This window comes from Gordonia sp. BP-119, assembly GCF_016924115.1.
In the GTDB taxonomy this organism is placed as follows: domain Bacteria; phylum Actinomycetota; class Actinomycetes; order Mycobacteriales; family Mycobacteriaceae; genus Gordonia; species Gordonia hongkongensis.
The window spans coordinates 1-12,841 of sequence record NZ_JAFFZF010000009.1; the positions used below are offsets into that span (position 1 = coordinate 1).

The window sequence follows — 12,841 nt, forward strand, 5'->3', positions numbered from 1 at the left end:
GGCAGGGGGTCGGCGGGTGGGGGATCGAAGAGCGCAGGCGGCGCCGCCAGGAACTTCTCCCGGGACCCGTTGACCTGCCATACACCCACGACCGCGCTCCAGACCATCATGGTCAGATAATCCACGACTTCGTCGGCGCTGAGGGTGCGTTTGGTCATCCACCAGTCCACGACGTGCTGGATACCGCCCACGAGCGCGTGCGACCAGAGCTCGGCGCCGGTGGTATCTGCGCCGCGTTCGGCCATCCGCAGCTGGATGTTCCCCATCACCAACTGGGTGACCAGACGCACCGAATCGGCGGGCGCCGGTGACGAGGTGGGCGAACTGGCCAGGGCGAACCGGTACAGCTGCGGTTCGTCGTCGACGGCGTGCACGTACACCCCGATGATGGTGTGGGTGAGCGTGTACTCGTCGAGATCGTCGGCGATGGCCTCGGTCAGCCGCGGGTAGATCGTCTTCTCGAAGAACCGCACCGTCGTCGCGACGCCGAGGTCGCTCTTGTCGGCGAAGTAGCGGTACAGGACGGTCTTGGAGACGCCGATGTGGGCGGCGATCTCGTCCATTCCGACGTCGGCGCCCAGTTCACGGACCGCGGCGATGACACCGTCGGTGAGTTCGGTGCGTCGGGCGAGCTTGTGCTTCTCCCACCGCTGTTTGCGACCGTCGGGTTTGGCGCCGGTCTCGGCGACCGACTCGGTGACCGTCGTCAGGACCTGTTCCAGCCCGCGCGTCACGTTGGCCGCGGCCGCCACTGCGGCGCGCGCGGCCGCGGCGGGATTCGGGCGGTTGGCCATCACGCAGCCAGCGTAGTCGCTCGATGGGTGACACTGGTTCCATGGCATCGACAGTCATCCCAGGAGTCGCCGGTCAGCACGACGGTCCGCCGGCCACGGCGTCCGCGCCCGGATTCGGCGGGAACAGCGCCGGCGACGAGGGCAGACGCAGGGACCTTCGCAAGATGAAAGCGGTGGCCACCGGCTTCCTGGTCTTCGCCGCGATCGTGTATCTGTTCACCCGCTACCTCGAGCATCGCGACGGCGCCGACGTCGCGGCCTGGGTCGGCTACGTCCGCGCGGCCTCCGAAGCCGGGATGGTCGGCGCGCTGGCCGACTGGTTCGCGGTGACCGCCCTGTTCCGCCACCCGCTGGGCATCCCGATCCCGCACACGGCTCTGATCCGCAAGAAGAAGGACGACATCGGCGAACAACTCGGCGGCTTCATCGAAGAGAACTTCATGACGCCCGATGTGGTGGTGTACCGAGCCGAGCAGCTGGATCTGCCCCGACGGTTGTCGACGTGGGTGGCCGACCCGCGCAACGCGCCGCGGGTGAGTGGCGAAGCCGCCCGAGCGATCAAGCTCGCCGCGGAGATGCTGCGCGACGAGGACGTCGAACAACTCATCCAGGCCGCGTTGAAGTGGGCGGCCGAACCCCAGTGGGCGCCGCCCACCGGCCGCATCCTCGAACAGCTGATCGCCGAGGATCGTCTGGAGCCGGTATTCCAGCTGCTGTGTGACCGGGCTCATGAATGGGCGGTCGGCAGCCAGGATCTGATCGATCGGGTCGTGGACCGGGACGGACCCCAGTGGACGCCGAAGTTCGTCAACAGTCTGGTGGGGGACCGGATCTATCGCGAGCTCGTCGACTTCACCTACAAGGTGCGAGTGGATCCCGATCACGAATTACGGCGTGCCATGCACGAATTCGTGGAGAAGTTCGCCGACGATCTGCAACACGACCCCGAGATGATCGCCAAGTTCGAGGCTCTCAAGCTCGAACTGGTCGGGCGCGACGAGGTGACCGGTGCCGCGTCGACGGCGTGGCAGACCGGCAAGGCCGTCATCGAGGAGATGCTGTCGGACCCGAACAGCACGCTGCGGAACACTTTGTCGGACTCCATCATCCAACTCGCGGAACGTGTCCGCGACGACCGGCCGCTGCAGGAGAAGATGAACGGCTGGGTGGCGCGGGTCGCGCACCACGTCGCCGCGAACTACTCACAGGAGATCATCTCGGTCATCACCGAGACCGTGCGTGGTTGGGATGCCGATGACACGAGCCGCAAGATCGAACTACAGGTCGGCCGCGACCTGCAGTTCATCCGGATCAACGGCACCGTCGTCGGCGCACTCGCTGGGCTCGTCATCTACTCCACCTCGGTGCTGATCTTCTCCTGACGCATCGTCGCCGCATCGTTCGCGGCGTCGAACCGGGAGTTTGCTGTGTGCTTGCACGGGCTAGCACTGGTGTTGATACTGGGAGAACGGGCCGAAAGTCGGACACATCGCCGAACGTCGGGCCCCACCATGAGAACGGAGCGTTGATGCAGTCCGAGAAGGATGAAGCGTCCCCCGGCGCGGACCACGCCTCGGTCGCCGACTCCGCCGCACCGGGTGAAAGCTCCACTGCTGACCGCGTTTCCGGCGCCGAGGTGGCCGGCGACGACCCTGATTCGACGACCCCCATCGCGGTGGAGGCGGTCGAGGCCGTCGCCAACGCGGCCCAGGACATCGGTGCGTTCATCCGGTCCCAGCGGGTCGCGGGCAAGGTCTCGCTGCGCCAGCTCGCCGAGCGGGCGGGCGTGAGCAACCCCTACCTGAGCCAGATCGAACGCGGCCTGCGGAAACCGTCGGCGGAAGTGCTCGCCCAGATCGCCAAGGGTCTCCGCGTGTCGGCCGAGGTCCTGTACGTGCGGGCGGGGATACTCGAAGAACGGCCCGCGAGCCCGGTCCGTGATGCTCTCATCGCAGATGACTCCATCAACGAACGTCAGAAGCAGATGTTGCTGGAGATCTACGAGTCGTTCCGGAAAGAGAACACGATCGAGTCGACCGGCAAGGAGTAGTTGATGAGCGAGAACCCGTTGACCACAGCCGTGGGGCAGGTGGCTGCCTTGCTCGCAGACGTGCGTGAGCGCGGCGAGGCCGCGAGCGAGCAAGCCCAATCGAAGCTCGTCGAGACCGTCGGGTCGACCCAGGCGAAGGTCGCCGACGCGCAATCCAAGATCGCCGAGACCGTCGAGAACACCCAGTCCAAACTCGCCGAGACGGTCGGTTCGACACAGTCCAAGCTCGAGGCGCGGATCACCGGTTCGCGGGACGACGCCCAGGCCCGGATCGACGAGGCGCTAGCCACGGCACTGGCCATCTTCGAGGACGCGAGGACCAAACTGTCGGCGCTGCCGGTCGAATTGCCCGCCGAGATCGAGGATCTGAAGGCGCGGTTCTCCCCGGAGGAACTGCGCAAGGTGGCCGAGGCGTACCTCGCGGTGGCCGCGGGACTGCTGACTGCGCTGGCGGAACGACGCGACGAGGCGGTGGAGAAGCTCAAGTCACAACCGCTCGTCGGCGAGAACCTGCCGAAGCTCGAGAAGGTGTACAACGACGCCGTCGGTCTCACCGAAGACGCGCTGGGGACGATCTCCGAGCAGACGCGGGCGGTCGGCGAACGTGCGCTGAAGCTGGCGAACCGGGCCGACGATGCGCCCCGCGACGAGAAGCCACGCATCGAGCCGCCGGTGAAGTCGGGAGGCGACATCGTTCCGCCGGCGAAGGCCGCGACGAAGGCGGCGCCGGCGAAGAAGGCGGCACCCGCCGAGAAAGCCGCAGTCAAGACGGCGCCGGCCAAGGAAGCGGCGAAGAAGGCATCGCCGGCGAAGGAAGTGGCGAAGACGGCCCCGGCGACAAAGACTCCGGCGACCAAGGTCCCGGCCAAGAGTGCGCCGGCCAAGAGCACTCCGGCGAAGAAGGCGGCGACGGAGAAGGCGGCGCCGGCCAAGGCGCCCGCCAAGAAGGCCGCCGCCGTCAAGGGTCCGGCCGAGCGGGCTGCCGCGAAGACCGCCGCCAAGAAGGCACCGGCCAAGAAGACCCCGGCGAAGAAGGCTCCGGCGAAGAAGGCTGCGACCACACAGACCGCGGTCAAGAAGACCCCGGCGAAAAAGGCCGCCGCGAAGCAGACCCCGGCCAAGAAGGCTGCTACCCAAAAGGCCCCGGCGAAGAAGGCGTCTCCCGGCGCCGAATGATCGTCGACGTGCCGGGTGACCGCACCGCGTCGTAGGGTGTCGCAGCAAACGGCACTCGCGCGACTACAGTGTTCGACGTGGACTTCTTGATGGTTATGGCAGCTGGACAGAGCTTGATCTTGTGGGCGCTTACTGTGGTCGCGGGTGTCGCAGCGGTCGTCGCTCTCATCCACGCGGCAATTCAACGTCCGGATGCGTTCCCTGCGGTTGACCGCCAGAGCAAGGTCATTTGGGTGTCGATCCTTGCTGCGGCGGTCCTATTCATCTGGTTTTTCCAGGCGCCGACGTTGCTGTACATCATCGGAGTGGTCGCGATGCTCGTCTACCTCGTCGACGTACGCAAACGGGTCGACGACATCCAGGGCAAATCCTGGTTCAGCAAAAGGGCCTGACGCATCGTGGCGGAGTATCGGATCAACGACCTGGCGGAGGCGTCCGGGGTCAGCGTTCGCAACATCCGGGTCTATCAGGACCGCGGACTGTTGCCGCCGCCCACCATTCGCGGACGCGCCGGTTGGTATTCCGACCAGCACCTCGTCCGGCTGAACCTGATCTCGCGCATGCTCGAGCGCGGTTACACCTTCGCCACCATCAGTGAGCTGCTGCACGCGGCGCATCACGGCATGCGGGTGGAGCAGATCCTGCGCGGCACACCGAAGGGCGGCCGGTTCCGCAACTTCAAGCGCGCGGCGACGATCACCATCACCGAGTTGCGCAAGACGCTGAACGCCAGCGACCGGTCGATCGCGCTCAGCCAGAAGCTCGGACTGCTGGCGAAGGACGGCGCGCACTACGCGATTCGCAACCCGGAATTGCTCGAGGGGGCCGAGATCCTGGTCAAGAGCGGGGTCGACATCGATGTCCTGCTCGACCGGTGGGTCCGCGTCCAGGAAGACCTCGAAGATGTCGCCACCAGCTTCGTCTCGATCATCACCGACAAGTACTTCGACGAGAACCTCCCCGACCTGGGCGAGGCCGGCGTCAGCGAGATGGCCGACCTGATCCAGACGGTTCGGCCCATCGCCCACGAGATCGTCGAGACGACGTTCCGCAAGGCGCTCGACGAGCAGATCTCCAAGGCGATCGGGGAGGCGGCGACCTACTTCGACGCCGAGGTGCCCCCGCCGGTCCTGCCCGCCGACGAGGAGTCGGAGCCGGCACAGACGGACTATGAGACAACGGACGTTGGTACATTGAACCCCGAGACGGGGCGCTGAGCCGGATTCGGTGCCTCGCAGAGGACCAGTGAGGTCCTCGACAGGTGAGGAGTGCCGGATGAACACGAAGTCTGTGGCCAGTGCGGGCAGCGTTGCCACCGCGATCGGGGCGGGCGTGGTCGCGCTGGGAATCGGAACCGTCTTCGCGCGACTCGCGCGCGAGGCACTGCAGGCCGAATTCGCCGTCGACGACGGCCCGGACGATCTCCTCACCCGCCCGGACAACGCCCCGCAACGTCTCGAGGTCCCGACCGCGGACGGGGCCCGTCTCAATGTCGAGGTCTACGGTGACCCCGACGGCCCCGGCGCCGACGACACCGGCGACGTCATCGTGATGGTCCACGGCTGGACCTGCAACACCGCCTACTGGTACCCGCAGATCAACCACCTGGCCGCCTCCGAGGGCGGCTCCCGCCGGGTCGTCACGTACGACCAGCGCGGCCACGGTGGCAGTGAGCGCGGCCACCGCCGACCGACCGTCGCCATGCTCGGTGAGGACCTCGACGCGGTGCTCGAGGCGGCAGTGCCGGCCGGTCGCCGCGCAATCCTGGTGGGGCACAGCATGGGCGGCATGACCATCATGTCGTGGGCGGCCCAATACCCCGAGAAGGTCGGATCGCTGGTGTCGTCGGTGGTGCTGGTCTCGACCGCCGCCAAGGCGGTCATGGACAACCACCTGCTGATCCCGGTCGATCTGCCGGTGTACGCCAAACCGTTCGCGCCGGCCGCCGCGAAGATGATCACCTCGGTCCCGGTTCCGATCCCGAAGACGTCCTACGGCGTCCGCTTCTCGCACTACGTCGCCCTCGGGCCGCACGCCCGCCGGGCGCACGTCGAGTTCGTCGACGAGATGATCGGCTCGTGCCCGCCGCGCGCTCGGGCCGGGTGGGGTTCGGCGATGGGGAAGCTCGATGTGACCGCCGGACTCGAGGCGTTGACGGTGCCGACCACCGTGGTCGTCGGCACCGAGGACCGGCTCACCCCGCAGGTACACGCCGAGCAGATCGCCGAGGTGTTGCGCCGCAACGGTTCGCTGCGAGAGCTGGTCGTCTACGACGGCGTCGGACACATGTCGAGCATCGAGGCCGCCGAGCGCTTCAACGCCCTGCTCGACGACGTCGTCGCCGAGAGTTCCCGGGAGACAGCGGATCTGAAGGACGCCCAGTCGGTCTGACCGGTCCTTCCCGTCACAGACTGCAGTTGACCAGAACCGGCTCGGGCCGCAATGTCACCCCGAACGCCTCGACGACGCCGTCGCGGACCTCGCGAGCCAGATCGAGGAGCTGGGCGGTGGTGGCGGCGCCCCGATTGGTCAGCGCCAGAGTGTGCTTCGTCGAGAGTCGGACCGCCGCGTCCGGGCCCGGGTGCCCACGGTGGAAGCCTGCCCGTTCGATCAGCCACCCGGCCGACAGTTTGATCGCCGCGTCGGTGTCATCGGTGCCTGCGCGATAGGCGGGGATCGCGACATCGTCGCCGACGCGCGCCGCGATCCGGTCGAGCACCGCCGGGGCGTCATCGCCCGGCACGATCGGGTTGGTGAAGAACGAACCGGCGCTCCAGGTGTCGAAGTCCGTCGCGTCGAGCACCATGCCCTTGCCCGCGCGCAGGTCGAGCACGGCTGCACGCACCGTGGCGGCGTCGACCCGATCGTCCGGCTCGACCCCCACGCAGGTCGCGAGTTCGCGGTAGCGGATCGGCTGGCTCACGCGATCGTCGTTGAGCCAGAACGAGACCGCGACGACCACGAAGTCGTGCCGGTGCTTGAGATTGCTGGTCCGGTAGCCCAGACCGAGCTCGGTGGGGGAGACCCACCGCAGGTTGCCTGAGCGTCGATCGAGGACCTGAACCGATCGGAGGATGTCGGCCACCTCGACGCCGTATGCCCCGACGTTCTGCACCGGGGTCGCCCCGGCCGCGCCGGGGATCCCGGAGAGGCACTCGAGCCCGCCGAAACCGGCGTCGACCGTCGCGGCGACCAGCTGGTCCCAGCCCACGCCGGCGTCGGCGACCACGTGCGGCCGTCCCGACTCACGGCCAGAACCGAACTCGACGCGGCCGCTGGCGAGTACGACCGCCGTCCCGTCGAACCCGGCGTCGCCGATGACGAGGTTGGAACCGCCGCCGACGACGAGGACCGGCTCGGACCGTGCATCGAGGTCGAGGATGGTCTCCACGATGGTGCGGGTGTCTTCGCAGCGGATGATCTCGCGGGCGGGCCCACCCAGACGCAGGGTGGTCAGCTCGGCGAGGGGCGCGCTCAGCGGCGCCTGCGTGTCGGTCACGTCCTCAACGTTAACCGGCGGGCGGTAGCGTTCTCATCATGGCGAGCAAGCTGCAGCACACGGTGTCCTATCCCTTCTCCACCGCGCGTCTGTGGGCGATCTACACCACCGAGAAGTACTGGCACGACCTGGTGGAGCGTATGAACTCCGGGCACGGGCATGTCGAGAAGGTGACCATCGGCGAGGACACGGTCACCGTCGAGATCCAGCAGGGCATTCCCGCCGACAAGCTGCCCTCCGCGGTCACCAAGGTCATGCCGGGCGACCTCCGAATCCCGCGCAAGAACACATACCGCCTGGTCGGCGACCGGATCGAGGGGGAGACGCATGCCACGGTCGACGGGGCGCCGGTGCCGGTCGACGTCACCGGCACCACCGTGACGTCGGGTGACCCGGCGACCACCGACAACCGCGCCGAGGTGTCGGTGAATCTCCCGCTGTTCGGCGGGAAGATCGAGAAGTCGGTGGTCAGCGAGCTGTCGGCGCTGCTCGACGCCGAGCGCGGACACACCGTCGAGTGGGAGACCGAGAATCCGCTGACGTAGCCTGGTCTGCATGGCACGACGGCTCAGCTACTCCGCTCGGTACACGCAGTCCGCGGAGAAGCTCTACCAGGCCCAGAGCATCAAGCAGTACTGGGACGACATGATGGCGGGCTTCCAGATGATCTCCCCGCATTGCGAGGTCGATTCCTTCGTCTCCGACGAGACGGGTATCCGGGTGGTCCTCAAGCAGACGATCGGGCGCGACCAGCTGCCCGCGCTCGCGCAGACGGTGATGAAGAAGGACATGGTCATCACCCGCGAGGAGACCCTGGGCCCGTTCGACCCGGACAACACGAAGGGCACCTACAACGCCTCGATCCCGGCGGGACCGGGCAGCCTCAACGGTTGGCAGGAACTCTTCCCCACCGAGAACGGTGGCTGCACGATCCGCCGGACCAGTGAGGCGAAGGTCTTCGTCCCGTTCGTCAACGGCAAGCTCGAGCAGATGATCCTGATCAACCTCGTCGACCTGTTCCGCGCCGAGGCGGAGTACGCCAAGGACTGGGTCGACAAGAACTTGTGATCCGAGCCGGCCGCCCGTCCGTCAGGTCCGAGCGCATCGAGCACAGACCGCAGGGCCGGGTCACCCGGGGCACGACGAACATCAACCGGCTCCGGCGGGTGGACAGGTGGATGGTCCACTCCCCGCGGGTGCGTGCCGCCCTGGACGTGCCCCGGCCGCTGGTCGTCGACCTCGGCTACGGTGCGCGTCCGGACACGACCGTCGAGATGGCCGAACGGCTCCGCGCGGTCGCCCCGGATCTGGAGATGGTCGGTCTCGAGATCGACCCTGCCCGCGTGGTCGAGCCCCGTGCCGGCGTGCGGTTCGGTCTCGGCGGCTTCGAGCTGGGCGGCCTGCGACCCCGGGTGGTGCGCGCGTTCAACGTGCTGCGTCAGTACGACGAGAACGAGGTCGACGACGCATGGGCACGAATGCGCTCCGCGCTTGCGCCGGGCGGGGTCATCGTCGAGGGCACGTGCGATGAGATCGGCCGACGGTGCAGCTGGGTCCTGCTCGACGTCGACGGGCCGGTGAGCCTGACCCTCAGCTGGGCGCCGGAGCATTCGGACCGTCCGTCGGACCTGGCCGAGCGACTGCCCAAGGCGCTGATCCATCGCAACGTGCCGGGCGAGCGGATCCATACGCTGCTGGCCCTGGCCGATCAGTGCTGGGACATCGCCGCGCCGCTGGCGCCGTACGGCCCGCGCGCCCGCTGGGTGCATGCGGTCGGTCTGCTGCGCGACCGTGGGGTCGACTGCGAGGTGCCGCGGCGCCGCCTGTCCGACAACGTGCTCACGGTTCCCTGGGAGACCGTCGCACCGGCTGGATAATGTGGCCGTCATGCGTGTCGCGATGGCCCAGATCAGTTCGACCGACGACCCCACCGCCAACCTCGAGACGGTGCGTGCGGCCACCGCCGACGCGGCGTCACGCGGCGCGGAGCTCGTCGTCTTCCCCGAGGCCACGATGTGCCGGTTCGGGGTGCCGCTGAAGCCGGTCGCCGAGGATCTCGACGGTCCGTGGGCGCGCGGGGTGTCCGAAGTCGCCGCGGCGTCAGGGGTCACGGTGGTGGCCGGGATGTTCACACCCGCCGGCGACGGCCGGGTCCGCAACACCGTCGTCGTCGCACACCCGGACGGGACACGCCGCGGGTACCACAAGATCCATCTCTACGACGCCTTCGGATTCACCGAGTCGAAGAATGTGGCCGCCGGAGCGGAGCCGCTGACCTTCGCGGTCGGCGACGTCACCGTCGGCGTGGCCACCTGCTACGACATCCGATTCCCCGCCTTGTTCACCCACCTCGCACGGAGGGGCGCCCAGGTGATCGTGGTACCCACGTCGTGGGGTTCCGGACCGGGCAAACTCCGTCAGTGGGAGGTGCTGGCCTCGGCCCGAGCGCTGGACTCGACGACCTTCGTCGTGGCCGTCGACCAGGCGTTTCCCACCGACGAGGCGGCCGCGTCGTCGAGTGCGCCGACCGGAATCGGACACAGCCAAATCACAGACCCATTCGGTACGTTGGTCGCCGCGTATCCGGATAGCATCCGGGTGGACGTGCACGACCTCGACCTAGCACTGGTCGACCAAGCCCGTACGCAACTGGCAGTCCTCGCCAACGAGCGCCCACTGCCGGTCGGCGGCGAGACGGACAACGACGTGACGCCGGCCCACACGCGGCTCCGCGAGTCAGACGACCCAGGACGGAACCCATGAGCGACAGCAACACGCCCCGCCCCGATTCCTCATCCGGGGACCCCGCCGACGCAACCGGCAAGCACGATCCGAACACGAACAACCCCGGCGATCCCGATCCCGCGACCGGTGAGCCGACCTCGACGGGCCAGGGCGGCGAATGGCGTCCGGTGTCCGGCACCGAACAGGGCGAGCCGCCCGCGACCGAGCAGTTCGCGACCGAACCGATCGTCCCGGGAGCACAGGCCTACTCGGCCATCCCGCCGTCCGACGCCGACACCGGCACCATCGGCGGTGCCAAGCCCCCCACCTCGCAGTTCGCGCCCGGCGAAGACCCGTACGGGGCCGGGACGGCCGCCTCGGGACCGATTCCTCCGGGACCCGCCGACTCCACCGGCAGCGGACCGGTCCTCACCTCCCCGCGCAAGAAGCGGAGCACCCGCAAGATCGTCGCCCTCAGCGTCGTCGGTGTGCTGCTCCTCGCGGTCATCGCCGCGGTCGGCAGCGAGCTGTACCTGCGCAACAAGGTCACCAACTGTCTCGAGGAATCCTTCAGCGGGCTGACCGGCGTGCCGACCGAGGTGTCGCTCAGCCGTAAGCCGATCCTCCTGCAGGGCAGCGGCGACATCCCGTTCGTACAGGTCGACACCGATGACAGTGCCGGGGGCGTCCGTCTGCACATGCGTGCGGACGGAATCTCGGGCACCGAGAACTCCACCGACATCCAGAGTCTCGACGGCACGGGTTTCATCCCCTACGAGCGGATCGTCGAACTCAGCAAGGAGCAGGCCGGGGCGTCCGGTCAGAGCACCGGCACCCCGACCGGTGGCGTCGGCGCGGTCGAGCAGATCACCGGCAATGCGGCCGACGGCACCTTCGAGGTGCAGGCCGCCTTCCCGGTCATGGTCTTCCAGGTGCCGGTGTCGGCGACCATCAAACCGGTGCTGAACGACGGCCGGGTCGACTTCGAGGTCGTGAAGGCCAGCGCCCTGGTCTTCGGCATCCCGCCGGACTTCGCGCAGCAGATCGTCGACCAGATCACGACGTCGTCGCTCGGCCCGTTCTTCGACGAGGTGCAGGTCGACTCGCTCGAGGTGACCGACAGCGGGCTAGAGTTCGCCATCAGCGGTTCGGACGTGCAGCTGACCAGTGAGATGACCGGCACGTCGTCGCAGAGCCAGTCGGGCGGTTGCTCGGTCTGACCGGGACTGGGACTCAGACCGCCGGCGGCGGGTCGACGGTCAGGAACCAGACCGTCGGTCCGTCGGTCAGCGTGAACTCTTCGTAGACCCGGCCGCCCCACTTCCGTGCGTACACGTCGACCATGTGGGCGTCGGCCGTGCTGGCGGTGACCGGCGACCCCGCGCCGAGGGCCTCCTGCAGGACGGGTTCGAGCATCGCCGCGAGAGTGCCGTTCCTTCGATGGGCCGGGTGGACGAGCGCGAACACGATGCTGTGCGCGGAATCGATCGCGAGCGCACGCGATTTCTCCTGGAGTTCACGGAATCGTGGAATCAAACCATCCAGGGCGGTCACGAAATGGCGTGTACGGTTCGCCAGTTCGTCGTCGACCGGTTGGGTCCGATGATCGGGGCCCGCCACCGCGATCAGTCCGGTCAATTCCCCGGTGGTGGCGAACAGGCCCCGCAGGCCCGGTAGGAGATCGGTGAAGAGGACGTCGCCATACCACCGGAACACTTCGGGCGGGGAGTTCTCGCCCAGGAGCCATCGATAGACCGGGACCTCCTGCATTCCCGCCGCGAGAAGGTCGAGCGCGGGCGGGCGGTCGGCGGCCGTCAACGACCGTGATCGAGTCCCGGTCGCGTGAATGCTGACCATTGTTCCATGCCACCATGAAATCCCCGCGAATGTTTCCGGTCGGGTGTATTCCGCGGTCGATGGCACGAGATTCATGTGTTGTTTAGAACGGCATTTGAGAACCCAAACCAAGAATTATTCATATCGCAGGACGATTCCGTGATCGGTCTGTAACGTCGCCCCCGAGTCGTGTGACCAGGTGAGACGCGCGACCGACACTCAGGCATCTCACCATCATCAGAGGAGACGGATATGGCAGGCATAGTCGAGGGCGGTCTCGCGGGTGCGATCGGAGGCGCGGTCGAGGCGATCATCGGCGGGCTCGGTGACGCGGGTTCGATCGGCGGCGGTTCGCTCGATGGCAGCGATTCGGAGACCTGAATCGACCCGACTCACCACCGGTTCAGCAGTTGATGGCCCCGACGGCATCAACTGCTGAACTGTTTCTGGGCCGAGTCTGTATTTGACGCAGGCGTCCGGACGTTGCATTTTCGATGCATTACACGGGTGATCACATTCGATTTCCGATGATTTCAATTCGGGCAACGTTGCGCTTTCAGCAGGGAAAACGCTGTTTCCGTGGGTCCGATTGTTGCGATATGCGAAAGCTGGTTTCGCTGATAGGGGAGACATTCCCGAAATGAATATGTAACGTCGGCGTCGAGCCGACGCACGGGTGAGAGCGGACGGTGATCAACGAACAATCTCACCGATGACGAAGGGAGCAGATATGTCTGACGCAATCGAGGGTGGCATCTCCGG

15 protein-coding genes are annotated in these 12,841 nt (G+C 67.3%); 12 read left to right on the forward strand and 3 right to left on the reverse strand.

What is annotated here, in order from left to right; translation table 11 throughout:
* The coding region (locus JW364_RS07490) for a TetR/AcrR family transcriptional regulator (protein WP_205334513.1) at positions 1 to 794 on the reverse strand (794 nt) is incomplete at its 3' end.
* 41 nt (positions 795 to 835) lie between these two features.
* On the opposite strand from JW364_RS07490, the gene JW364_RS07495 reads away from it, so the two are divergent.
* From JW364_RS07495 to JW364_RS07520, 6 genes are all read left to right on the forward strand, one after another.
* Complete coding sequence (locus JW364_RS07495) at positions 836 to 2,176, forward strand: DUF445 domain-containing protein (protein ID WP_058251273.1); 1,341 nt, start codon at positions 836 to 838, stop codon at positions 2,174 to 2,176.
* Positions 2,177 to 2,322: 146 nt separating this feature from the next.
* A complete protein-coding gene (locus JW364_RS07500; RefSeq protein WP_065630156.1) occupies positions 2,323 to 2,844 on the forward strand; it encodes a helix-turn-helix domain-containing protein in 522 nt (173 codons plus the stop codon).
* A 3-nt stretch (positions 2,845 to 2,847) separates the two neighbouring features.
* Entirely contained in the window at positions 2,848 to 4,020 is a 1,173-nt protein-coding gene (locus JW364_RS07505) for a heparin-binding hemagglutinin (protein ID WP_068970379.1), read from the forward strand.
* A gap of 68 nt (positions 4,021 to 4,088) precedes the next feature.
* Positions 4,089 to 4,412, forward strand: coding sequence for a DUF2516 family protein (locus tag JW364_RS07510; RefSeq protein ID WP_068970378.1), 324 nt, complete (start codon positions 4,089 to 4,091; stop codon positions 4,410 to 4,412).
* Positions 4,413 to 4,418: 6 nt separating this feature from the next.
* Positions 4,419 to 5,237, forward strand: coding sequence for a MerR family transcriptional regulator (locus JW364_RS07515; protein WP_068970377.1), 819 nt, complete (start codon positions 4,419 to 4,421; stop codon positions 5,235 to 5,237).
* Between the two features lie 58 nt (positions 5,238 to 5,295).
* Complete coding sequence (locus JW364_RS07520; protein WP_068970376.1) at positions 5,296 to 6,411, forward strand: alpha/beta fold hydrolase; 1,116 nt, start codon at positions 5,296 to 5,298, stop codon at positions 6,409 to 6,411.
* A 13-nt stretch (positions 6,412 to 6,424) separates the two neighbouring features.
* Here the strand turns inward: JW364_RS07520 and JW364_RS07525 are convergent, their stop codons facing one another.
* Positions 6,425 to 7,519 carry a UDP-N-acetylmuramate dehydrogenase gene (locus JW364_RS07525; RefSeq protein ID WP_068970375.1) on the reverse strand — a complete coding sequence of 365 codons (1,095 nt, stop codon included), beginning with the start codon at positions 7,517 to 7,519 and terminating at the stop codon, positions 6,425 to 6,427.
* A gap of 38 nt (positions 7,520 to 7,557) precedes the next feature.
* Between JW364_RS07525 and JW364_RS07530 the strand changes: the two genes are divergently transcribed.
* The 5 genes from JW364_RS07530 (at position 7,558) to JW364_RS07550 (ending at position 11,463) form a co-directional block, all read left to right on the forward strand.
* Complete coding sequence (locus JW364_RS07530) at positions 7,558 to 8,064, forward strand: DUF2505 domain-containing protein (protein WP_068970374.1); 507 nt, start codon at positions 7,558 to 7,560, stop codon at positions 8,062 to 8,064.
* Between the two features lie 10 nt (positions 8,065 to 8,074).
* On the forward strand, positions 8,075 to 8,587 hold the full coding sequence (locus JW364_RS07535) for a DUF2505 domain-containing protein (protein WP_058251265.1): 513 nt from the start codon (positions 8,075 to 8,077) through the stop codon (positions 8,585 to 8,587).
* 110 nt (positions 8,588 to 8,697) lie between these two features.
* Positions 8,698 to 9,396, forward strand: coding sequence for a methylase (locus JW364_RS07540; protein ID WP_068970384.1), 699 nt, complete (start codon positions 8,698 to 8,700; stop codon positions 9,394 to 9,396).
* Between the two features lie 10 nt (positions 9,397 to 9,406).
* Positions 9,407 to 10,282 (forward strand): carbon-nitrogen hydrolase family protein, encoded by an 876-nt coding sequence (locus JW364_RS07545; protein ID WP_068970383.1) that lies wholly within the window; start codon positions 9,407 to 9,409, stop codon positions 10,280 to 10,282.
* Positions 10,279 to 11,463, forward strand: coding sequence for a DUF2993 domain-containing protein (locus tag JW364_RS07550; RefSeq protein ID WP_068970373.1), 1,185 nt, complete (start codon positions 10,279 to 10,281; stop codon positions 11,461 to 11,463). Before JW364_RS07545 ends, JW364_RS07550 begins: the two co-directional genes overlap by 4 nt.
* A gap of 13 nt (positions 11,464 to 11,476) precedes the next feature.
* On the opposite strand, the gene JW364_RS07555 is transcribed toward JW364_RS07550, so the two are convergent.
* Positions 11,477 to 12,100 (reverse strand): hypothetical protein, encoded by a 624-nt coding sequence (locus JW364_RS07555; RefSeq protein WP_068970372.1) that lies wholly within the window; start codon positions 12,098 to 12,100, stop codon positions 11,477 to 11,479.
* A gap of 231 nt (positions 12,101 to 12,331) precedes the next feature.
* Between JW364_RS07555 and JW364_RS24405 the strand changes: the two genes are divergently transcribed.
* Positions 12,332 to 12,460, forward strand: coding sequence for a hypothetical protein (locus JW364_RS24405; protein ID WP_275892296.1), 129 nt, complete (start codon positions 12,332 to 12,334; stop codon positions 12,458 to 12,460).
* Positions 12,461 to 12,841: the final 381 nt, after the last annotated feature.

Excerpts from the sequence above, each read along its gene's own strand:
- JW364_RS24405 (WP_275892296.1), top strand. The coding sequence starts at position 12,332 with ATGGCAGGCATAGTCGAGGGCGGTCTCGCGGGTGCGATCGGAGGCGCG.
- JW364_RS07535 (WP_058251265.1), top strand. The coding sequence starts at position 8,075 with ATGGCACGACGGCTCAGCTACTCCGCTCGGTACACGCAGTCCGCGGAG.
- JW364_RS07545 (WP_068970383.1), top strand. The coding sequence starts at position 9,407 with ATGCGTGTCGCGATGGCCCAGATCAGTTCGACCGACGACCCCACCGCC.
- JW364_RS07505 (WP_068970379.1), top strand. The coding sequence starts at position 2,848 with ATGAGCGAGAACCCGTTGACCACAGCCGTGGGGCAGGTGGCTGCCTTG.
- JW364_RS07540 (WP_068970384.1), top strand. The coding sequence starts at position 8,698 with ATGGTCCACTCCCCGCGGGTGCGTGCCGCCCTGGACGTGCCCCGGCCG.
- JW364_RS07550 (WP_068970373.1), top strand. The coding sequence starts at position 10,279 with ATGAGCGACAGCAACACGCCCCGCCCCGATTCCTCATCCGGGGACCCC.
- JW364_RS07495 (WP_058251273.1), top strand. The coding sequence starts at position 836 with ATGGCATCGACAGTCATCCCAGGAGTCGCCGGTCAGCACGACGGTCCG.
- JW364_RS07555 (WP_068970372.1), bottom strand. The coding sequence starts at position 12,100 with ATGGTCAGCATTCACGCGACCGGGACTCGATCACGGTCGTTGACGGCC.
- JW364_RS07530 (WP_068970374.1), top strand. The coding sequence starts at position 7,558 with ATGGCGAGCAAGCTGCAGCACACGGTGTCCTATCCCTTCTCCACCGCG.
- JW364_RS07500 (WP_065630156.1), top strand. The coding sequence starts at position 2,323 with ATGCAGTCCGAGAAGGATGAAGCGTCCCCCGGCGCGGACCACGCCTCG.
- JW364_RS07520 (WP_068970376.1), top strand. The coding sequence starts at position 5,296 with ATGAACACGAAGTCTGTGGCCAGTGCGGGCAGCGTTGCCACCGCGATC.